A 20,756-nucleotide genomic window follows, 5' to 3' on the forward strand; every position below is an offset into this window, starting at 1 on the left:
CCTTTAGGGGTAGGGGTTAAAAAAAAGGGTCCCCGATGTAGAAACATGGGGACGTTGGTATTTGGTATGATATAGTGCCTTAAGTTGTTACTCCAAAGATAATGTCGTTGTTTGAATATTTTAAGATTTTTTTTTAAATTCTTATTTGATCTTTTTTTCTACTGTATAAGTATTTGTCAGATCACGGTTATGTTCAGGTATTACAGTTTTCTTTTCTGTATGTACAGTCTGCGGATTACCGTTACTATGTATCTGAGCCAGGGTAGGTGCTATTACCAGCGATACAATCGACATCAATTTGATTAAGATGTTCATTGATGGGCCCGATGTATCTTTAAACGGATCACCTACAGTATCACCGGTTACAGAAGCTTTATGGGGTTCACTCTTCTTATAATAGATCTGGCCATTGATCTCCACGCCTTTTTCAAAAGACTTCTTGGCATTATCCCAGGCGCCACCGGCGTTGTTCTGGAACATACCCATCAATACACCACTAACGGTAGCGCCAGCCAGAAAACCACCTAATGCTTCGGGTCCCATCAGGAAACCGATGATCAATGGGGCAACAATGGCTATGGCTCCCGGTAACATCATTTTTTTAATAGAGGCATCTGTAGAGATGGCAACGCACTTGTCGTACTCAGGTTTGCCTTTACCTTCCATGATTCCTGGAATGGTACGGAACTGACGACGTACTTCTTCCACCATGGCCATGGCGGCTTCACCTACTGCGCGTATAGCGAGTGAAGAGAAGATGAAGGGGATCATACCACCTACAAACAGCGCGGCCAGTACATCGGCTTTATAAATATTGATACCTGGAATTTTTGCAACACCTACAAATGCTGCAAACAGCGCAAGCGCAGTGAGGGCAGCAGAGGCGATCGCAAAACCTTTACCGGTTGCAGCGGTAGTGTTACCAACCGCATCCAGTACGTCGGTTTTTTCGCGCACCTCTTTAGGCAATTCGCTCATTTCAGCAATACCACCGGCATTATCGGCAATAGGGCCAAAGGCGTCGATGGCTAACTGCATGGCAGTAGTGGCCATCATACCGGCTGCGGCAATACCTACACCGTACAAACCTGCGCATTGGTAGGAACCCCAGATGCCGGCTGCCAGTACCAGTACAGGCAACAGGGTACTTTCCATACCTACAGCCAAACCGCCAATTACGTTGGTTGCGTGGCCGGTACCTGATTGACGAACGATGCTTAACACCGGACGCTTACCCATGGCGGTATAATATTCAGTGATGATGCTCATTAATGTACCAACCACCAGACCTACTACGATGGCGCCGAGGATGCCTTCGCGGGTGAAGGTTTTTGCGCCTTCGATCAGGGTGCCGTTGAGGGTATCGCGCACCAGGTGAAAATCACCTTCGGGCAATATCCAGAACACCAGACCAACAGAGGCAATGGCAGTAAGGATGATAGAACCCCAGTTACCCATGTTCAGCGCTTTTTGTACCGTGTTGGTGTTTACACCGGCCGATTCGCTGATGCGTACAAAGAAGGTCCCTATGATAGAAAATAAGATCCCTACACCTGCGATCATCATGGGCAGCAGGATCAATGACATGCCACCGAATGAGTCGTTAACAACTGCTTCGCGGCCAAGTACCATGGTAGCTAACACGGTGGCAACATAAGAGCCGAACAGATCGGCGCCCATACCAGCCACATCACCTACGTTATCACCTACGTTATCGGCAATGGTAGCCGGGTTGCGTGGATCATCCTCAGGGATGCCCGCTTCCACTTTACCTACCAGGTCGGCGCCTACGTCGGCAGCCTTCGTATAAATACCACCACCCACCCGGGCAAACAGGGCAATGGATTCAGCACCCAGGGAGAAGCCGGTAAGCACCTCGATGGTCCGCATCATTTCTGCCGAGTTCACGCCCGCATCGGGTGCAAACAACATTTTAAGGATGATAAACAAACTGCTTAAGCCTAAAACAGCCAAACCAGCCACGCCCAAACCCATTACTGAACCGCCGGTAAAGGATACGGCCAGGGCTTTGCTTAAACTGGTACGGGCCGCATTGGCGGTACGCACGTTGGCTTTGGTGGCCACCCGCATACCAATGTAACCGGCTGTTGCACTGAAGATGGCGCCAATAACGAACGCCAGGGCTATTGACCAGTGTGAGTCGGGATTGGCGCTGGCCATGATACCCAGTAATATGGCAACGATAACAACGAAATAGCCGAGAATTTTCCATTCGGCACGTAAAAAGGCCATTGCACCTTGTGCTATGTATGTGCTGATCTCTTTCATGCGGTCGGTGCCCGCGTCTTGTTTAGAAACCCACTTGAATTTTACGAGCGTATACAGCAAGCCCAGAATGCCCATAGCGGGCGCTAAGTAGAACAGTTTGTCCATAGTTTTGATTCTTAATCGCTAGATTTTTATAAGGTGAACAAATATAAGGGAAACCGGAGTGAATATAAAACGGTTCCCGCTTTACGGGTTTTACGAAAAGCCGCTTTTGGCGGGCATTTGGTGGTATTGGGGATAAGCTGTTATAAAAAAGAAAAGGATAACCTGTAAGGTCCGCCATCGAATTTTGCATAATCAGATGGTTAGGAGGTCCTGACAGGTTATCCTTTGCGTTTCATTATGACCTGTCAGGTGCAATCAAGCCTAATACATATGCAAATTAACTTGATGCACCTTACAGGTCATATACTAGTCTTTTTTCTTTATCAGCCCCTTCAGCAGGCCTTTTACCGACTCCTCGGCTTTTTGTTTGGTGGTTTTGGTTGCACTGTCCTTGGTGGCAGTACTATCTTTTTGTCCCAACAGCGTTTTGGTCAGATAGTCTTTACCTGCCTGTACCGCCTGGTTCTTTACCGACTGCAATGTGTCTTTTGCTGCAGCCTTTTTAGCTTCTACCAGTTCTTTTGCCTGGTCTTTCATATCATCGGCCAGGGTATTGCCCGAACCTGCCAGATCAGTTTTTACCGTAGGGTTGGTGATGCTGCCACCCAGGTTTACCTTGAGGTTCACCACATCGCTCACCTTAACGGGAATGCCTTTGCTATTGGCCTGTGATACCAGGTTATTCATCAGGGCATTGGCTTTGTTGCCCAGCTTTTCGCGTGGCACTTTCATGTTGATGGCATAATCGATCGATTGATCAAGCCCATGTTTACCACCGATCTCCATATCCACATCCTGTACTTTTACATTGAAAGGTTTTACAAACACTTTTCCATCGGCGATGTCAAAATAGCTTTTTACATCTTTCAGGGTGATTTCTTTCAGGCCTGAGATGTCGAGTGCAGTGGCCAGTTTATCTAACGGTGCGAATTTATTAAGTACCCCTTGTAACAGCAGCATGGAACCACTGCCGGTCAATGAGCTCAGATCGGGCATCATGGTTTCGCCCAGCTTGCCATTAAGGGTAAGCTTCGAGGTTAATTTACCGTCAATGAACTGACCAATAGGCATCAGTTTCTGCACGGTATTGTAAGCCATGAACGTTTTCTGAATATCGAGGTTCTGAATGTCATAGTTAAGCGCAATATCGGGTTTCTTCTTGCTTACTTTGGTAGAGTAGGAGCCACCCAGTGCAATGGTACCATCGAGCGCTTCCATTTTTACATCTTTCATACTAACGGTTTCATCCTTCACCGCCAGGGTACCGGCAATATTTTTATAATCTACCTTGTCGTATTTAACATCGCCTGCTTTGGCATTGAGGGTAAGGTTCAGGTTTTTAGGAACCGCAAATGGTTCGCTGGCAGCAGGCGTTGCAGTAGTAGTTGCCGTGTCTTTTGCTGCTGGTGCAGGCGTAGTGGCAGTAGCGCTGGTGGTACCCATCAATTTGTTGAGGTCCACTTTATCGGCCGATACATTCAGTACACCAGCCAGTGTTTCATCTTTCAATGCATAACCGATCAGGTTATCGAAGTAACCATTGGCATTGAAATTGGTACCCTGGAAATTTCCGGTTACATCGTTCACCGTAACGTTTTTAGGGTTAAAGGTGAGCTGGGTATTTTTCAGGTTTACACCATCGGGGTAATCTTTCGATTTATAGCTTACGTTAGTAACCTGTATGGTACCAGCAGTTTGGATGGCATCGTACTGGCTTTTATCGATAGCTGATTTATTACCTTTTACCGATACATTGGCATTCAGGTTACCGGCCAGTGAAGTACCTGGTTCAAATTTATAGAACTGGGCTACATTGGCAAGGTTGAAGCTGCCTTTGGCAGTTCCATCAAAATAAGGATTGGAAGCCAGTGTTTTCAACAACAGGTTCAGGTCAACCACATCCTTACCAATTTCGATATGCGCTGCGGGGATGTTTATCACAGCATGGTCTGCCAGCGCATCCGGACTTTCAAAATTTATTCTGGCACTGGTATTCTGTATGGGTGCGGGAAAATCTGTCGATGAATAATACAGTTTGCTGATGTCGATATATCCTTTGGCCGTGAAATCGCCGGGTTGTTGTTTTTGTACAACAGCAAGACTGCCTTTTGCCTGTACATCGGCATCGAGGTTACCTGCGAGTTTGGTGCCGGGCAGTTTTACAAACTGGGTAATGGTGGCCAGGTCCAGCTTGCCTTTGGCGCCGGCATCGATGTACTGGGTGGTCATGGGTTTTTGAAACAGCACGTGAAAGTCGAAAGGATCGGTGCCGAATTCAATATGCCCTTTGGGAATATCAACCACTGCATTGTCGGTTACCCCATCGGGATTGTTCACTTTAAGCACCAGGTTGATATGCTGAACTGGCTTAGGCAGATCGGGATATTGGAAGAACCCGTCCTGAACTTCCAGATTGATGTTGTACGCAGGTATTTGCGTGCTGCTGTAGGTACCTTTTATAAAACCGTTGAACAGCGCTTTACCGCTTGTTTTAATTTTCTCGAAGTCCTGGGCATATACGGCCGGGATTAACGAAAGAATGCTTTTAAAGTCCGTTGAAGGCGCTTTAAAGTTGATATCCATATTGTAGGTGCTATCATTCACCAGTTGAAATGAGCCGTCTGTTGCGAGTTTTAAATCGTTCAGGGCTATTTCATCCGTCTTCCAGGCGTATTTGCTGTTTTTGGTATCTACCTCAATATCCAGGTCAATGCCGGTTTTAGTATTGTTGAGGTAAGGGATGCCGCCATATACAAAAGTGATGGCATCGGCATTGGTGTTGGTTTTTAGCGTGAACAGGTCTGAGGTGAAATCGCCGCTGCCTTCATGCGTAAAATTCACCAGTTCGGCGCTCATGCCCGATTGCGCATCGTCGTATTTTACGTACGCGTTTTTGATGGCATAATGCTGCAGGTTCATTTGAAAGGGCGATGAAGCGGTATCTGCAGGCGTGGCAGGGGCGGCAGTAGCCGTATCGGGTTTGGTTATGTCCCAGTTGGCCTTGCCTTCTTTGGTAACAAGGGCATGAATACGCGGTTGATCGATATTAACCGAATAAATTTTCATATTCTTGCCGCCGATTACGCTGAAAAGGTTTACCGCAACATCAATTTCTTTAGCGCTGATGAGGGTATCTTTGGCAAATACATCGGTACCTAATACCTGTAGTTCTTCAAGTGCTACAGAAACTCTGGGAAAATGACGAAAAAAGGAGAGGCTGAGGTCTTTAAAATCAACCTGGGCATTGATGTTCTTGTTGATCTGTTCTTTGGCAATGGAAATGATCTTGCCTTTGAAAATAAAAGGGGCCACAAACAGGATCACCAATAGAACGCCAAGCGATATTCCGGTGATCTTCAGGATTTTTTTGAGCATAGGTAATTGGTTTACATTCAATCAAGTAGTGTGAAGATAATGGAAAAGAAGCAAGAAACAAGGCTACTGTAAAAAGCCAGACCCAGAATTCAGGTTGCCAACTTGTTATCCGATACCCCGGAAACTGGAAACCGGTAACTGGCAATGGTTTTTTAAAACCCTGAACCCCTGAAACTTGAAACGTGTAACAAAATAAAAAATATGACCCCCGAAAGACGTGCCCGCCTGCTGGCAGTATTGAATAAGCGGCAAAGTGATTTAACGGTAGTGCTGGAGAATGTATTTGATCCGCATAATATTGCAGCAGTAATGCGTACCTGTGATGCGGTTGGGGTACAGGAAGTGTATGTGTTGAATACCAAAATTCCGCGCCATAAAAAATTTGGTGCCAGAAGCAGCAGCAGTGCTGCCAAATGGCTGAGTGTTTATCAGTTCACCGAAGCAGAGGCCTGTTTTTCGGCACTGCGCCAGAAATACGATAAGATCTTAACCACCCATCTTAGCAGTGATGCCGTTAATTTATACGATATAGATTTTACCGGTCGTATAGCCCTGGTATTTGGGAACGAGCATGCAGGGGTAAGCGATGAGATCAGGGCTATGGCCGATGGTAATTTCATTATTCCGCAGGTTGGTATAATTAAATCGCTGAACATTTCTGTTGCCTGTGCGGTTACTTTGTATGAAGCGCAACGGCAAAAGAAACTGGCGGGGCATTATGATACCTGTCGCATACCGGAACCGCAGTTGAATGAGTTGTTGGAGAAGTGGGGGTTTGAGGAAGAAGCAAGTTCTTAGTTCACAATAAAACACCTATTCCAATGAAAGTTTTATTTCTTACTTCTTACTTTGTATTGCTTACCTCGCTGGTTTTTTGTCAAACTATAAAGAAGGTAAAAGTCACTGAAGTAGAAGAGTACATAAAGAACAGCGATCATCCTATTGTGTTGAATTGCTGGGCCACCTGGTGCGCGCCCTGTGTAGCGGAGATCCCGGATTTTATGGCAACAATAAAAAAGTACAGTGATCAAAAAGTGGAACTGGTGTTAATGAGTCTGGACTTTGCGTCTTCTTATCCAAATAAAATCCTCGATCTGATTAAGAAGAGAAATTTCGAAGCTACTTTTCTGTGGCTGAACGAAACCAATGCTGATTATTTTTGTCCGAAGATAGACCCCAAGTGGGATGGCACCCTGCCTTCCACTTTGTTTGTAGATCCCAAAACGGGGTACCGTCAATTTTTTGGAAGGCCCATGACCGATAGACAAATAGAATTGGAAGTTGGCAGGTTGGTGGGTCTGAAGAAGTAGTTAACCAGTTAACAAGTTGACCTGTTGACCAGTTGATCAGTTGGCCAGGTAACTGGTTAACTGATCAACTGGTCAACAGATCAACTTAATCCTTATTTCAGACTTTTTTCGATAGCTTTCGCTGAATCGAGGTGCATTCTAAGTGTTGGCAGTTTTTGCGATGCGAATGTTTTTACATCAGGATCGGTTCCATCCTTTGCTGTTTTTTCAAAAGCATCTACCACATCTTTATGGTCGCTGACCATCATTTTCATATAGGCTTTATCAAAATCGGCCCCTTTCTTTTTGCTGAGATCTGTTACATGATCTGCATTTTTACCACCCAGTTCAGCAGGTAGGTTTACATTCTTTCCGCGGGCAATGGTTTTCAACTCATCATTGGCTGCGCTGTGATCGCGTACCATCATTTCTGCAAAACCTTTTACCCTTGGATTCATGGCTCTCTCACTGGCAAGTTTGCTTACTTCTACTTCAGTCATGCCACCAACGGCAGCATCATTCATAAAAGTGTGTGTTTTATCATCAACGGTGGTTGTACCCATTTTTGATGAATCGGGCATGTTGTTCACGTCACGATTGGCATCTGAATTATTAGGTGGTGCTTCATTAATACCTGTACCTGTTGAATCAGCATTATCACCATTTTTTGATGCCGGACCCTGACAGGAAAAAACGGAAAACATAGCGCATACTGCAAATGAATAAAAGATTGTTTTTTTCATTCTTAACAATTTTTAGTGTTTTTATAAGTAGCGGCATGGAATCATAGAGCTGTTATATGATCAGCATTTTTTGTGCCTTGCCTGTACCAGCTTGTATAATGACCATAAAATGAATGGCATATGAATGTTGTGGGGAGTTATGTCAACACTCACTAAAGACAAAATCCCCCTCCGACCAGGTCGAAGAGGGATTGTACAGATTTTAAAAACGGGACTTATTGGTGTTAAGAAATTCTCTTAATGCTACAACCAACCGATCTCGATTGTTTAACCGATACTTCTTTCCCGGACACCATCTCATTCATCGCCTCTTTTAAATGATGGCGATTAACACTTGCAGCATCGGATGATGGACTGTCATCAATGGCGCCATGATATACCAGTTTTCCATTTTTATCGAACAGAAAACATTCTGGTGTACGGGAGGCTCCAAATGCATCGGCCAGCTCATTGTTTTTATCTTCGGCATAATACCAACTATAATACTGGCCCTTCGCATAGGCCTGCATGGCGGTCAATGATTCAGAATTGTTTCGGTCAGCTTCATTAGAATTCAATAAAACCACACCAATGCTTTTGCTTGTCGCATACTGACAGATTTCCTTGGTACGGGCCTGATTATTAATAACCACAGGGCAGGTGTTGCAACTAAACATTACCAGCAAGCCGTTCTCCTTCACAGCGTTTTTTAATGTCACCTCTTTGCCGGAAATATCTTTTAACTTATTGTCTGCTTTCGGAATAGCTGACCCCAATGGCAATGGGTCTTTCATAGTAAATGCAAACAAAACCATTGCAGCCAACAGCAATAAGCCGGGTAGAGCTTTTTTCATTTGACATTTATTTATGTGTTATTTAACAGGGCGGGGGAATAAGATCTTCATGGTACTGTATCCTTTCATGAAAATTTTATAACGAAGCTTTCATAGTAGCAGATACTATGACAAATAGCTATGCAAAGTTTACTAAAAAATGCTGGCTTTACCTAGCATTTTCTGTTAAGCGACTTTAAAATTTCATTAAAAAATAGAGGATAATTGCAATGTGAGCCTTTTAACAAAAGTTATACGCGGTCATGAAAAATGAGGTCTTCATTGATATTATGTTGCTGTTTCTGCCGCTCATCGGCCATGGCTTTAATGGAATGGATACTTACATTCAGTTCATACCCAATAAGCAATACAAGCGAATTAATGTATATGATGATCATCAGCACTATGATGGTGCCTATCGATCCGTACAACGCATTGTATTTACCAAAGTTGTTTACAAAGATCGAAAAGCTCAGCGTGGTGAGAATGCTCAGGAAGGTGGCCAGTATGGCACCGGGTGAAAACAACCTGAAACGCTTTTTTATAGCCGGGGCATATTTATAAATAAATCCAATAGCATAAAAGATCAGGGCAACTATAAACAACCAACGTGCTATACCAATGATTTGCAATACCAGGGTATTTTGAATACCCAGCCATTTCAGTACCGCGTTTTGTGCAATCAGCAATATTAAACAGGCCAGTATTAAGCCCATAATGATGACAGTAAGCTTGATGGCTACCATGCGGGTATTTAACCCGGTGCGTTTTTCGAACCCAATGTAGTTCTTGTTGAAAGAACGCATCAGGCCCATCATTCCATTCGAAGCAAAAAAGATCAACAACACGAAACCGAATGATAACAGGGCTATATGATCTTCTTTGAAGAAGCTGTCTACAAAGGTCATGATCCCCTTGTTATAAGTATCAGCCGGAATAATGTCGCGGATTATAGAATGCAGCTGCCGTTTTATTTGTCCCTTGCGAATAAATGGCAATTGGGGGATCAATGTAAACAGGAACAGGCAAGAGGGCGGAATGGACATGATAAAGTTATACGAAACTGCCGATGCCCTTTCTGTTAAACCCACCCGGCGGATCTGTTCTTTAAAAAACTTTATTACATCGAACAGAGGTACTCCGTCGAAGCCTGGTAAAACTATCTTTTTACTTTTTTCAGCAAAAAAGCGGATAGGGGGCGAGTTTAATATAACGCGTTCTACATTCATTTATGTCTTTCTAAACTGTCTTTTATAGCTCTTTTCTGTTGTTCTATCGATAATGCCGTGCGAAACTCGTTGGCCACTTTTACGTGTTGATCAAATGTGGTTGTAAATACATGGCGTCCCGAGAAATCACTTTTGGCTACAAAATAAAGATAATTAGTTTGTGGCGAATGTAAAACTGCATCCAGTGTAATCACTGAAGGGGTACAAATGGGCCCGGGTGGTAAACCCGCGTTCATATACGTATTGTAAGGCGATTCTACGCTGAGGTATTTGGTATGAATACGACGCAGGGTAAAATCTTTCATCGCAAATTTAATGGTGGGGTCGGCCTGTAAACGCATGCCTTTTTTAAACCGGTTCAGGTAAATACTGGCAATGGTGTCCTTATCTGTTCTTATGGTTGATTCTTCTTCTACAATAGAGGCCAGCGTATATGCCTGAATGGGGGTAAGCCCCTGGTTGCGGGCCTGCTGCCGGCGTTCATCGGTCCATACCCTTTTGTATTCTTCATGAAATTTATCGAAGATGTTTTGCATGGACGCATTCCAGAAATAGGTATAGGTATTGGGGTAGATCATGGCCATTACCGTATTGCTGTCGAAGCCTAATGACTTCAGCGAATCATTTAAATAAGTAAGTACGTCCAATGAGTCTACTTCCATTTTACGGCCCAGGAAACCGGCCAGGTTTTCTTTGGTGCGCAGTTTGGTAATAATGAGTTTTACCGGGGCCTGGGTGCCATTACGGAGCAGGCGGGTAATATCCATCAGGCTCATGCCATTCTTTATTTCGTACCGGCCGGCTTTCAGCTTTTCCGGAACATCGAGTTTGGTAGCCAGCAGATCAAACATCCCCGGGCTTTTTACCAGGTTGCTGTCTTTTACTGATTTCAGCACCTCCGGCCAGGTGGCATGACCGGTGTATATATAAAGATATTTCGATTTTTGGGGGAATGCGGTATTGGCTGCGAAAAACTGCCAGCCGGCAAAAGCGCCTGCCAGCACTACAATCATCAGAACGCTTATTACCAGTTTTCTGAACATGGGATATAGATTATTTTTTTATCATCTATTGCTTCTTTTCCAAGCGGTGAAGTGCAAGAACTATGCTAACTAAAGGCAAAGGGCAGCGGGCAGAAGGCAAAGAGAAACGCTCGAAACGCAAATATATTTTTGCCATTTGCTTTCTGCCCTTTGACCCATAAAAAAACCCTGCCCGAAAAAGACAGGGTTGAACTATTTTTTACAATATATTATTTGCTTTGTGCGGGACCTTGTAAAGGTGATCCACTGTTGGGAGCGGGGGCTCCTGCAGCAGGACGGGCATTTATTGACTCGCCTCTGGTTGCTTTACCTTCAGGGATAAAAACAGTTGAAAACAAACACAACAGGGCAATTGCAATTGCCATAACCCAGGTACCTTTTTCCAGTACATCGGTTGTTTGTTTTACGCCCATGAACTGGGTATTGAAACCGGCAATGCTACCAGCCAGTCCACCGCCTTTAGGGTTTTGGATCAGGATAAACAAACCCATGGCCACGCTAGCTATAATTATGAGAACCAAGAACAAGATGATCATGTCACTGTGCTTTTAATTGTTCAATACGACCCGCAAAATAAGGTCTTTTGGCGGGATTAAGCAAACTTAATTTCTCATATACACGTATTGCCTTATCGGGATTTCCCTGTTTGACCCAAACTTCGGCCATGGCCTCAGTCAGCACCTCTTTTTCCTCAATAGAATGTTCTGCAATACGTTGTATGCTTTGGTTGGTCACATCATCTAACGAAGTATTGGTTTCAATGGGGCCAATCCGTTTCATGCTTCGCAACCAGTCGGTAAAGCTTTTCAGCTGTTTACCCAGCTTGTCTTTCAGTTCTTCCTGCAACAGTTTTATGCCTTGGGAAGCAAAATAATCGATGGTGTGGTACGATTCAAAGATCGGTTCACCCAGGTCAACCGCCGATTTACCTTCCTGGGTAGCTGCCGTAAAACCGGCTACCTGTTGGGTAGGGGCTTCCGCCGCAACGGCTATGGGTTCAGCTGCAGGAATTATTTCATTGATCTCTTCAACTAATTGTTCTTCAATAGCTATTTCCGCCGGCGCCAGGGGCTCGGTGGCCACTTCAGTGGCAGTAACAGGCGCTATGGCGGCCAATTCTTCAGGGGCTATTTCAATCGCGGGTACCACGTCATCGGCCACGGCAGTAACTTCCATTTCTATTTTCGTAACGTCAACAGCCGGTACAATGTCATCTTCCGGGGCCGTGGTTTCCAACTCGGCATTGATCACTTCTACCGCAGGCACAATTTCATCGGCGTCTTTATCAGGTTCTACCGAAACGGCAGGTGGTATCAATGCTTCTTCGGTAATGCTAACTGCATTGGCGGCGGCTTCTGTCGTTTTGCTTTCTTCAGCCAGTTGACTGATCTCTGCAATGGCTACGGCTGAGGCGGTTTCTGCAATCGCTTCTTCTTTTTCAACCAGTGAACCGTTTTCGTTCACCTGCAGGCTTTTCTCCTCCTCTTCTGTTGAAATTGATCCTTCCATAGCCGGGGCTGTAGTTTGCTCCGCTACCAGTTGTATAGGTTGTTCTGATGTTGCCGGTTCTTCCGCTAACGGTTCATGTTCTGATGGCCCGTTTTTAGCCAGCTGCACTATCCTGAACCCTGGCTGTTGGTCTGGTTCTTCTGCTTTTACCGGAATCACAGGCGCTTCTTCCTTTTGGTCGAGCTGCCAGCGTAACCATAACGCATTATGAAAGTAAAGGGATGCCTGCTCCCCCTGCTCATAATGATTATAGGAGCCAACGTCCTTGAGCTTTTTAGCATAAAGGAATTGTCCCACCGCGGCATACGGATAATCGTCTGTGAACTGTTTCAGTTCCTGTTCAGTCACCTGTTCAAAGGAGTCTTTATCGAAAAGGTGTTTGACCAGTGTTTGAATGTGATATTGCATGTAACCAGCTTACCAGTTTGAAAAAATACGATTGAATATTTCGTCCACCATGTTTTTTATGATGGTTTCGTTTAATTGGGCTTCAGCCGTGGGTAACGGAACATCCGCGCCGTAGTCGAAGTTACGGGAAACATCGGCTTCAAAGTTCTTCGTAGCATCCAGGTTGTTCCTAAAATTTATGTGTACTACTACAGTAAGCCGCTGAATAGAGGCCTGCTGGGTCGGATTACCCGTACCGCCGGTACCACCCGAGATACCTGATGTAGTAACATTATAACCAGTTACCTGACCACTGATGTCGTAATGCGCATCATCGTTCTGCACGCCGGTTAACCGGGTTTGGTTCATGATCTTCTGGCGTAACTTATCGGTTAACTGCGGACTTAGCTGTGGATTTACATACCGTGCCCGGTTCTCGATATAATTCACCCTAAAAGTTTTTACTTCAGGTGGAATAGAACCAATGTCTTTGAAGCTATAGCAACCGCTAAGTAGGGCAAAGGGCAAAAGGCAAAGGGCAAAGAGGAAATTCAATCTCTGCCTGCGGCCTTCTGCTTTCTGTCCCTGAACTTTATCATTCTTTAATATCATATTCTTTCAATTTACGGTAAAGCGTCCTTTCACTGATACCCAGGTCAAGGGCGGCATCTTTCCGTTTGCCTTTATGTTTTTTAAGTGCTTTCTCTATCAGCTCTTTTTCTTTGTCCATAATGTTCAGCGACTCATCTACTTCTTCATGGTGATGAATATCGTCGTTGTCATGATGGATCATAACCGGCTGGGAAGGTCCCTGCACAACCGGCTGCATATAAGCCGCAGGCAGCAGTTCTTTTGACTTCAACTCGTTTAATAACGATTGATTTTGCACGCTGGTACCCGGGTTCTGCAGAATATCTACAAACATCTTCTTCAGCTCGGTCACATCTTTCTTCATATCGAAAAAGAGCTTGTACAAAATTTCACGTTCGTTGGCAAATTCATGCCCATTGGCTACGGGATTGCCGCTTGCATTGGCCAGCACGGGCAGCCGGTTCATGTCCCGGTTGGGGAGGAACCGTTTTAACTCATTGGATGATACCAATTTATCGGAAGCCAGCACGGAAATTTGTTCTGCAATATTCTTCAATTCACGCACATTACCGGGCCAGGGGTAGTTAATTAACACATCTTTCGCCTCATCATCTAACTGCACCGGTGTGGTTTTATAGCGTTCTGCAAAGTCAACACTGAACCGTCTGAACAGGAGGGGAATGTCTTCGGGCCGGTCGCGCAGGGATGGCACCCTGATAGGTACCGTGCTTAACCTATAATAAAGATCTTCCCTGAACTTACCATTTTGGGTAAAGGTGAGCAGGTCTTTATTGGAGGCTGCAATTACCCGCACGTCGGTTTTTTGCACTTTGGAAGAACCAACACGAATGAACTCACCTGTTTCCAGTACCCGCAGCAGGCGGGCTTGTGTACCCAGTGGCATTTCACCAATTTCATCGAGGAAGATGGTGCCGCCGTTCACGGTTTCAAAATAACCTTTACGGGCGTCAACGGCGCCGGTGAAGGAGCCTTTTTCATGGCCGAACAATTCCGAATCGATAGTGCCTTCAGGAATGGCGCCACAGTTAACTGCAATAAACGGGTTGTGTTTGCGGGCCGATAAGGCATGAATAATCACTGAAAATGCTTCTTTACCCACACCGCTTTCCCCGGCTATCAGCACGGTCAGGTCGGTATTGCTTACCTGTGCAGCTACCTGCAAGGCAAAGTTCAATGCCGGCGAGTTGCCGATTATGCCGAACCTGTTTTTGATACTTTGAATATCCACTTTCTACTAATTTATTTCAGATACCCTCAGCGGTTATCAGTGATAATTTTGCATGAAGGTGATCCGGATTATTTTTAATCAGGGCCACGCCCTGTATGTGTTATGTTATAACAATGCCCTTGTGAAGGGAAGGGCTGGTCTGGCACTTTTGCCAAACTGATAGTTTCAATTCGTTACAATCAGGCGATGGTTGCAGATAGCCAGTTACCAACTCTCCCGCCTTGCAGGAAACCAGGTAACTGGTTTCTTTTATTTAGGGTTCAATTTTTCCAATTAAAGTAGCCACCGTACAATCAGTTACTTTAACCATTACATAGTGGCCTTTGTTCAGTTCATATTGTTCTTTTGGAAACACTATTACTTTGTTCTGGCTGGTACGACCCATCCAGTCTTTGTCACTGCGTTTACTGTTTCCTTCAATGAGTACTTTAAAAGTTTTACCTAAGTCTTTCAGGTTACTTTTATGGCTCAGCGCATTTTGCAGTTTTACGACCTCATCTAACCGACGTTTCTTTACATCTTCAGGTATATCGTCTTTATAACGGCGGGCAGCCAGGGTTCCCGGGCGCTCGCTGTAAAAGAACATATAGCTCATGTCGTACTTGCTGTGCTCCATTATGCTCATCGTGTCCTGGTGGTCTTCTTCCGTTTCGGTACAAAAACCGGTAATGATATCGGAGCTAAGGCCACAATCGGGCATTATTTCCATAATGCGATCAACCTTGGCCATATACCATTCGCGGGTATAGGTGCGGTTCATCAATTGCAATACACGGGTAGAACCACTTTGCACCGGCAGGTGAATGTATTTACAGATGTTCTCATGCTTCGCCATGGTGAACAACACGTCGTCGGTGATGTCTTTGGGATGCGAAGTAGAAAAACGAACCCGTAACAAAGGATTTACCAGCGCCACCATTTCAAGCAGGTTGGCGAAAGTCACCGCGGCCTCCCCCCGGCCCCCTCCGGTAGAGGGGGAGTTATGTTCAGGCACCCAATAATAGCTATCAACGTTTTGTCCAAGAAGTGTTACTTCTCTATATCCGTTATTGAACAGATCGGCACATTCTTTTACAATGGAATGGGGATCGCGGCTGCGTTCACGGCCCCGGGTAAAGGGTACTACACAGAACGAGCACATATTATTACAACCCCGCATAATGCTTACAAAGCCCGACACGCCATTGCTGTCGAGCCGGATGGGGGAGATGTCGGCATAGGTTTCATCCCGGCTCAGCAACACATTCACGGCTTTTTGTCCGGTTTCAGCTTCTGAGATCAAAGCCGGCAGACTGCGGTACGCATCGGGCCCCACCACCATATCAACCAGCTTTTCTTCTTCCAGAAATTGTGCTTTCAGCCGTTCGGCCATACAACCCAGTACGCCAATAAGGGCGCCGGAATTATATTTCTTAACCTTGCGCAATTCGGTAAGGCGTTTGCGTACTGTTTGTTCAGCTTTCTCGCGAATAGAACAGGTATTGATCAGCACCAGGTCGGCTTCTTCAAAATTGCGGGTAGCACCAAACCCGTTTTCATTTAAAATAGAGGCTACGATCTCACTGTCGGCAAAATTCATTGCACAACCATAGCTTTCGATATAGAATTTTTTATTATATGCAGTAGGATCATTTACAAAGGGAGCATAGGCTTCTCCCTGCTTGCTTTCCTCGTGCATCGTATGGTTCATCCGCTCTAGCATCAACAATTCAGTTTTTTGGGATGGCAAAGATAGCCAAAAAAGAGTTTCAATGACAGGTTGACAGGGGAGAAGATGTTCAAAACAAGGGGATTGAGTTCTTAAGGTAGACCAGTTCTGCGTTCCAGGTTCAAAGTTTTAAGTTCGAAGTTCAAAGTCCCGGATCAGGTTCAGGATCCAGCTATAATTTTCCCTATTTTATCATATGTCTAACTCCTTCTTTTTCAAGGCGAACTAAATAGATATCCCGGATATATCCCGGATATATTCCAGTGATGAGCCAGATTTATCCCGCCTCTTTAAAGAGCTGGGATATCCCGATAAAACCGGGTGGTTAGTGCGTTATTGGTATGATTACACGGAGGTTTTCCTATGTCGCTTATTTGCCGTAAAGCACGTACCCATAGCTTTTGTTGCCTATTTCACGGGCTTTTTTGGGAAAGAGACTGATAATGATATTATAAGGAAATTTTAATGTGGGCATTTTACGGCCAATCCGGTCGCCTTCATCGAGCAGGTAGATATTATCGTGTACTTTCCACCCGTGGCTGGTGAAAAACGAAATGGGATCATCCACATCAAATTGCAGGGGCGATTTGGAAAGCATTTTATTCAGCACCCCGGTTCGGCGGTGACGGCGCAAACCACCACTATAGTCCATGATCCAGTACTGGAAGTCGGGCACCGCAAAAATATCTTTTGATAACCGGGCTGCCTGCTCATTGGTCAAATAACCCACCACGCCTTCGGTAATAACAAGCGCGCGTTTGATTTCAGCGCCAAGGCCGGCAAACAGTGCCTTGCGCTCGGCATCGTTGCTGAGATCGGCGGGAATGCGCAGCAGGTGGCAGGCAGGTATATCATTTGCCAGCAGCTGGCTTTTATATTCAATCATGTGAGGGAAATCAACTTCTACCCATCGGATGTTTACCGGCAGCGGCATGCGGTAAGGCCGGGTGTCGAGACCGGCACCTAAGTTAATAATGGTGTCAACGCCCCGTTCAATGGCTTCATTGATCAACCGGTCAATGCCGGTGGTGCGGGTGGTCATGGCAAAGGCCATGTGTTTTTTAATAGGCGTGGCCTCCACCATTTGGAAACCTTTTTCTCCGGCGAGTTTGCGGGCGAAGGTATCTTTGAACGCAGCATCGGGGCGTTCCGATTCCAGGGCCCTGAATGCAGCGATCCAAAGCGCGGTGTCTGAGACGTTATTGATGAGTTGATCTTGCATAACTATCTTCACTTTTACTTTACTAAACGTTTGTACTTTACTGTAACCAGGGCCTGTATAAATTTAATCAATTTTTGGGAGAGTAGGGGAAACAGGCAACCCGGTATTTTTTGCAAGATAAGGCCGGAAAATCACCGTTGATATTATTAATAAAATGTATCTTCATAACCTCCTACCTTATTTAATCTTCCTGTATACTACCACTTTGAAGACTCCACATTCTTAACTTCAAAATCAACACTCATGAGTGAATCAACAACTGTACAAGCAACAGTGAACCCAAACAAGGCTTTATGGGAAAAGGGCGACTTTACGCAAATAGCAGATACCATGCGTGAAAGCGGCACGGCGCTCGTTTCCAAATTGGGTATAAAGCCTGGAATGGATGTATTGGACCTTGGTTGTGGCGACGGTACTACAGCCCTGCCTGAGGCCCGCCTGGGCGCCAGGGTAGTAGGGGTAGATATTGCCGCTAACCTGGTGGCTGCAGCCAATAAACGTATTAAAGAAGAAGGACTGACCAATATCACCGTTAAGGAAGGCGATGCCACTAATTTGCAGGAAATACCCAATGAAAGCTTTGACCTGGTAGTAAGTATTTTCGGTGCCATGTTTGCACCAAAGCCTTTTGATGTAGCAAAAGAAATGGTTAGAGTGGTGCGCAAAGGCGGAAGAATTGTAATGGGTAACTGGATCCCTAACGATCCCACCCTGGTAGCTCAGATCCTGAAGATCAGTTCTGCTTATACACCACCACCGCCGGAAGGATTTGTAAGCCCGATGTTATGGGGAGTAGAAGACCAGGTGAAAGAACGGTTTGCACAGGCTGGTATTCCTCCTGAAAATATAACCTTTGAACGGGATACCTGGATATTCTATGGACTGTATTCACCCACTACATTTTTTGAAAAGTTCAGACAGTTTTATGGTCCTACCATGAATGCATTCGAAGCAGCAGAAAAGAATGGTAAGTCCGCCGATTTGCAACGGGAACTGGAAGAACTGTTCAATAAGGAAAATAGAAGCGGTAATGCAAACACCACCTCTATTCCTGCTACATTTTTACGGGTGATGGTGAAGAAATAATCACCACTAATATTCTATAATGAAAAAGACAATCTGAGCAGGTTGTCTTTTTCATTTATCATTACACCATGAAAACCTACTGAACCTGCTGACGCTTCAGGTGGTTATAAAATGCTTCCTGTGAGCAATATTGTTGTACGCCTTCTTTCCATTCCTGTGTTTCCAGGCTGGATGACAGCAATTGGGTTTTAGTGGCTGGGGTGAATTGTATGGCTATAAAATCAAGCACCTGCTTTTTTATTGCTTCATCGTATACCGGGAATACCACTTCAACCCGGCTTCGCAGATTGCGTTTCATCCAGTCGGCAGAGCCAAGGTAAATAGCCTGCTGCCCTTTATTATGAAAAATGAACACGCGGCTGTGTTCCAGGTACCTGCCAACAACCCTGATCAATGTTATATTTTCGCCTAATCCCGGTACACCTGGTTTTATGCGGCAAATGCTGCGTACACACAATTGTATAGGAACACCGGCCTGCGATGCTTCATACAACTTATTTATCACTTCTTCTTCTTCCAGGTTGTTCACCTTGATAATAATTCCGGATGGTAATCCTTGTCTGGCTGCTGCAATTTCGTTGTCTATCAACTCAACAAATTTTTCAAGGCTTCCAAACTGGCTTACCAGCAAATGTTTGAATGGTTCCGGTTGCTGACGTTTGTATAAATATTGAAACATCGATTCCAGCTCATTGCAGAGATCGGGATTGGAGGTGAATAGGCCCATATCGGAATACAGGGCCGCTGTCTTTTCATTGAAGTTACCAGTGCCGAAGAAGGCGTATTTCTTTTCTTTCCCGTTTTCGCGGCGTTTGATCAGTGCTGCTTTTGCATGCACTTTTATCCCGGGAATGCTATAGGTGATCTCTACACCGGCCTTTGCCATTTGATTGGCCCAATGCAGGTTATTGGCTTCATCGAACCGGGCTTTTAATTCTACAAAAGCCTTTACCTTTTTGCCATTTTTAGCTGCGCTGATCAATGCATTAACAATGTGTGAATCCTGGGCAACGCGATAAAAGGTAGCCATTATTTCCGTTACATCCTGGTCTAATACAGCCAGGTTGAAAAACACCAGTACATAGTCATACGACTGGTAAGGGAAATTAAGCAGGTAATCCTGACTGCCAATAGCATTGAAATAATTTCCGTATAATAATAAGGATGGATGTTTTAAGGGTGTCCAGGCCGATTGTACTAAACTGCTGCCGTTGGGATTGGGAAATCTGAAAAAATCACTGCTGCTTAGATAATGACCTACGGGCAACATTTCTCCTTCTTCCAACTGAAACTGCTGATGGCAGAATTGTATTAAATTTTCCGGCATGGTGGCATCGTATTGAAAGCGGGAAGGTGCGCCGGTTTTTCGTAAATCGAGCCCACGTTGCAACACTTCAACAAAATCTTCTTCATCATCTGTATCGTCATCTACATGCAGGTCAGCATTCCGGTTTATCTTAATGGCATAAATGCCCTTGAACTCATAATTTTTGAACAACGATTGTATTCCCAGCCTGATGATATCATCCAGGAACACGATGTAATTTTTATCCTCAACCTTGCTTAACGTGAAAAACCTGGGCAGGCTATTGGCCGGAATGTTCAATACAATTTTCAGGTCATTCAGCCGTCTGCCTGCATCAACATGAAGCAGGAAGTAAAGCATTCTGTCTTCCAAAAAAACATTGGTATGCGAAGTGATAATTACCGGTTGCAGGTACGATAACACTTTCGACATAAAGATATGCAGGATCTCCTCGTAGTGTTTATCGAGGTAAACGGAATCACCGTAATAAAGATTAATATTGTGATTGCGTAATTCGGGTAACACTACCTGTTCCAGTATTTTTCTGGAGGCAAGGCTTTGATTATATACTTCCCGGCGGGCATCGTACAATGCTTTTAAATTCGTTTGCCTGTCTTCCGGCGATGATTCCCCCACCATGCTTTCCAACGCGGCCAGTCGTACCCGGGCAAATTCGTCGAGGTTGCTGCTATGGATAGCCAGGAATTTTATTTTATCGTATATTTTAAGGTCGTCCAGTAAGGTTTCGTCCAGCACCCGTTTGTTGAAAGAGAGCCAGCTCAGGTCGCGGTCGTTAAAAATGTTTATCTCCAT

At 44.9% G+C, this 20,756-nt stretch carries 16 protein-coding genes; 3 read left to right on the forward strand and 13 right to left on the reverse strand.

The annotated features are described in order from the left end of the window. Nucleotides 1-141: 141 nt before the first annotated feature. Together BMX95_RS10425 and BMX95_RS10430 are read right to left on the reverse strand one after the other, a co-directional pair. Nucleotides 142-2,394 carry a sodium-translocating pyrophosphatase gene (locus BMX95_RS10425; RefSeq protein WP_081204393.1) on the reverse strand — a complete coding sequence of 751 codons (2,253 nt, stop codon included), beginning with the start codon at nucleotides 2,392-2,394 and terminating at the stop codon, nucleotides 142-144. A gap of 306 nt (nucleotides 2,395-2,700) precedes the next feature. After that, nucleotides 2,701-5,769 (reverse strand): AsmA-like C-terminal region-containing protein, encoded by a 3,069-nt coding sequence (locus BMX95_RS10430; RefSeq protein ID WP_081204394.1) that lies wholly within the window; start codon nucleotides 5,767-5,769, stop codon nucleotides 2,701-2,703. Between the two features lie 201 nt (nucleotides 5,770-5,970). On the opposite strand from BMX95_RS10430, the gene BMX95_RS10435 reads away from it, so the two are divergent. Both BMX95_RS10435 and BMX95_RS10440 read left to right on the forward strand, forming a co-directional pair. After that, entirely contained in the window at nucleotides 5,971-6,567 is a 597-nt protein-coding gene (locus BMX95_RS10435; RefSeq protein ID WP_081204395.1) for a TrmH family RNA methyltransferase, read from the forward strand. Nucleotides 6,568-6,590: 23 nt separating this feature from the next. Further along, nucleotides 6,591-7,079, forward strand: coding sequence for a TlpA disulfide reductase family protein (locus BMX95_RS10440; RefSeq protein ID WP_081204396.1), 489 nt, complete (start codon nucleotides 6,591-6,593; stop codon nucleotides 7,077-7,079). A 92-nt stretch (nucleotides 7,080-7,171) separates the two neighbouring features. On the opposite strand, the gene BMX95_RS10445 is transcribed toward BMX95_RS10440, so the two are convergent. The 10 genes from BMX95_RS10445 to BMX95_RS10490 all read right to left on the reverse strand — a co-directional run bounded on the left by BMX95_RS10445 (nucleotide 7,172) and on the right by BMX95_RS10490 (nucleotide 17,551). After that, nucleotides 7,172-7,801 carry a DUF4142 domain-containing protein gene (locus BMX95_RS10445; RefSeq protein ID WP_081204397.1) on the reverse strand — a complete coding sequence of 210 codons (630 nt, stop codon included), beginning with the start codon at nucleotides 7,799-7,801 and terminating at the stop codon, nucleotides 7,172-7,174. Nucleotides 7,802-8,025: 224 nt separating this feature from the next. After that, nucleotides 8,026-8,634 (reverse strand): thioredoxin family protein, encoded by a 609-nt coding sequence (locus BMX95_RS10450; protein ID WP_081204398.1) that lies wholly within the window; start codon nucleotides 8,632-8,634, stop codon nucleotides 8,026-8,028. 230 nt (nucleotides 8,635-8,864) lie between these two features. Continuing rightward, nucleotides 8,865-9,842 carry a YihY/virulence factor BrkB family protein gene (locus BMX95_RS10455; RefSeq protein ID WP_081204399.1) on the reverse strand — a complete coding sequence of 326 codons (978 nt, stop codon included), beginning with the start codon at nucleotides 9,840-9,842 and terminating at the stop codon, nucleotides 8,865-8,867. Beyond that, nucleotides 9,839-10,885 (reverse strand): endolytic transglycosylase MltG, encoded by a 1,047-nt coding sequence (mltG, locus tag BMX95_RS10460; RefSeq protein WP_081204400.1) that lies wholly within the window; start codon nucleotides 10,883-10,885, stop codon nucleotides 9,839-9,841. The genes BMX95_RS10455 and mltG overlap by 4 nt, the downstream gene beginning before the upstream one ends. Nucleotides 10,886-11,094: 209 nt before the next feature. Next, on the reverse strand, nucleotides 11,095-11,421 hold the full coding sequence (gene secG, locus BMX95_RS10465) for a preprotein translocase subunit SecG (RefSeq protein ID WP_081204401.1): 327 nt from the start codon (nucleotides 11,419-11,421) through the stop codon (nucleotides 11,095-11,097). A gap of 1 nt (nucleotide 11,422) precedes the next feature. After that, a complete protein-coding gene (locus tag BMX95_RS10470) occupies nucleotides 11,423-12,802 on the reverse strand; it encodes a hypothetical protein (protein WP_081204402.1) in 1,380 nt (459 codons plus the stop codon). A 9-nt stretch (nucleotides 12,803-12,811) separates the two neighbouring features. After that, a complete protein-coding gene (lptE, locus tag BMX95_RS10475; RefSeq protein WP_081204403.1) occupies nucleotides 12,812-13,393 on the reverse strand; it encodes an LPS assembly lipoprotein LptE in 582 nt (193 codons plus the stop codon). Continuing rightward, the gene (locus BMX95_RS10480; RefSeq protein WP_081204404.1) at nucleotides 13,377-14,621 is read right to left on the reverse strand and encodes a sigma-54 interaction domain-containing protein; all 1,245 of its coding nucleotides are present in this window, start codon (nucleotides 14,619-14,621) and stop codon (nucleotides 13,377-13,379) included. Before BMX95_RS10480 ends, lptE begins: the two co-directional genes overlap by 17 nt. Before the next feature lie 253 nt (nucleotides 14,622-14,874). After that, entirely contained in the window at nucleotides 14,875-16,323 is a 1,449-nt protein-coding gene (gene miaB / locus BMX95_RS10485) for a tRNA (N6-isopentenyl adenosine(37)-C2)-methylthiotransferase MiaB (RefSeq protein WP_081204405.1), read from the reverse strand. Between the two features lie 376 nt (nucleotides 16,324-16,699). Beyond that, nucleotides 16,700-17,551 (reverse strand): class I SAM-dependent methyltransferase, encoded by an 852-nt coding sequence (locus BMX95_RS10490; RefSeq protein WP_081204406.1) that lies wholly within the window; start codon nucleotides 17,549-17,551, stop codon nucleotides 16,700-16,702. Nucleotides 17,552-17,794: 243 nt separating this feature from the next. Here BMX95_RS10490 and BMX95_RS10495 point away from each other — a divergent pair, with 243 nt between their 5' ends. Beyond that, a complete protein-coding gene (locus tag BMX95_RS10495) occupies nucleotides 17,795-18,637 on the forward strand; it encodes a class I SAM-dependent methyltransferase (RefSeq protein WP_081204407.1) in 843 nt (280 codons plus the stop codon). Between the two features lie 76 nt (nucleotides 18,638-18,713). Here the strand turns inward: BMX95_RS10495 and ppk1 are convergent, their stop codons facing one another. Continuing rightward, on the reverse strand, nucleotides 18,714-20,756 hold the full coding sequence (ppk1, locus tag BMX95_RS10500) for a polyphosphate kinase 1 (RefSeq protein WP_081204408.1): 2,043 nt from the start codon (nucleotides 20,754-20,756) through the stop codon (nucleotides 18,714-18,716).

Source organism: Niastella yeongjuensis (assembly GCF_900110245.1).
Taxonomy (GTDB): Bacteria; Bacteroidota; Bacteroidia; order Chitinophagales; family Chitinophagaceae; genus Niastella; species Niastella yeongjuensis.

Bases quoted from the DNA above. Each gene is read 5' to 3' on its own strand.
- BMX95_RS10425 (WP_081204393.1), bottom strand. From the start codon at position 2,394: ATGGACAAACTGTTCTACTTAGCGCCCGCTATGGGCATTCTGGGCTTG.
- BMX95_RS10430 (WP_081204394.1), bottom strand. From the start codon at position 5,769: ATGCTCAAAAAAATCCTGAAGATCACCGGAATATCGCTTGGCGTTCTA.
- BMX95_RS10435 (WP_081204395.1), top strand. From the start codon at position 5,971: ATGACCCCCGAAAGACGTGCCCGCCTGCTGGCAGTATTGAATAAGCGG.
- BMX95_RS10440 (WP_081204396.1), top strand. From the start codon at position 6,591: ATGAAAGTTTTATTTCTTACTTCTTACTTTGTATTGCTTACCTCGCTG.
- BMX95_RS10445 (WP_081204397.1), bottom strand. From the start codon at position 7,801: ATGAAAAAAACAATCTTTTATTCATTTGCAGTATGCGCTATGTTTTCC.
- BMX95_RS10450 (WP_081204398.1), bottom strand. From the start codon at position 8,634: ATGAAAAAAGCTCTACCCGGCTTATTGCTGTTGGCTGCAATGGTTTTG.
- BMX95_RS10455 (WP_081204399.1), bottom strand. From the start codon at position 9,842: ATGAATGTAGAACGCGTTATATTAAACTCGCCCCCTATCCGCTTTTTT.
- mltG (WP_081204400.1), bottom strand. From the start codon at position 10,885: ATGTTCAGAAAACTGGTAATAAGCGTTCTGATGATTGTAGTGCTGGCA.
- secG (WP_081204401.1), bottom strand. From the start codon at position 11,421: ATGATCATCTTGTTCTTGGTTCTCATAATTATAGCTAGCGTGGCCATG.
- BMX95_RS10470 (WP_081204402.1), bottom strand. From the start codon at position 12,802: ATGCAATATCACATTCAAACACTGGTCAAACACCTTTTCGATAAAGAC.
- lptE (WP_081204403.1), bottom strand. From the start codon at position 13,393: ATGATATTAAAGAATGATAAAGTTCAGGGACAGAAAGCAGAAGGCCGC.
- miaB (WP_081204405.1), bottom strand. From the start codon at position 16,323: ATGCTAGAGCGGATGAACCATACGATGCACGAGGAAAGCAAGCAGGGA.
- BMX95_RS10490 (WP_081204406.1), bottom strand. From the start codon at position 17,551: ATGCAAGATCAACTCATCAATAACGTCTCAGACACCGCGCTTTGGATC.
- BMX95_RS10495 (WP_081204407.1), top strand. From the start codon at position 17,795: ATGAGTGAATCAACAACTGTACAAGCAACAGTGAACCCAAACAAGGCT.
- ppk1 (WP_081204408.1), bottom strand. From the start codon at position 20,756: ATGGAGATAAACATTTTTAACGACCGCGACCTGAGCTGGCTCTCTTTC.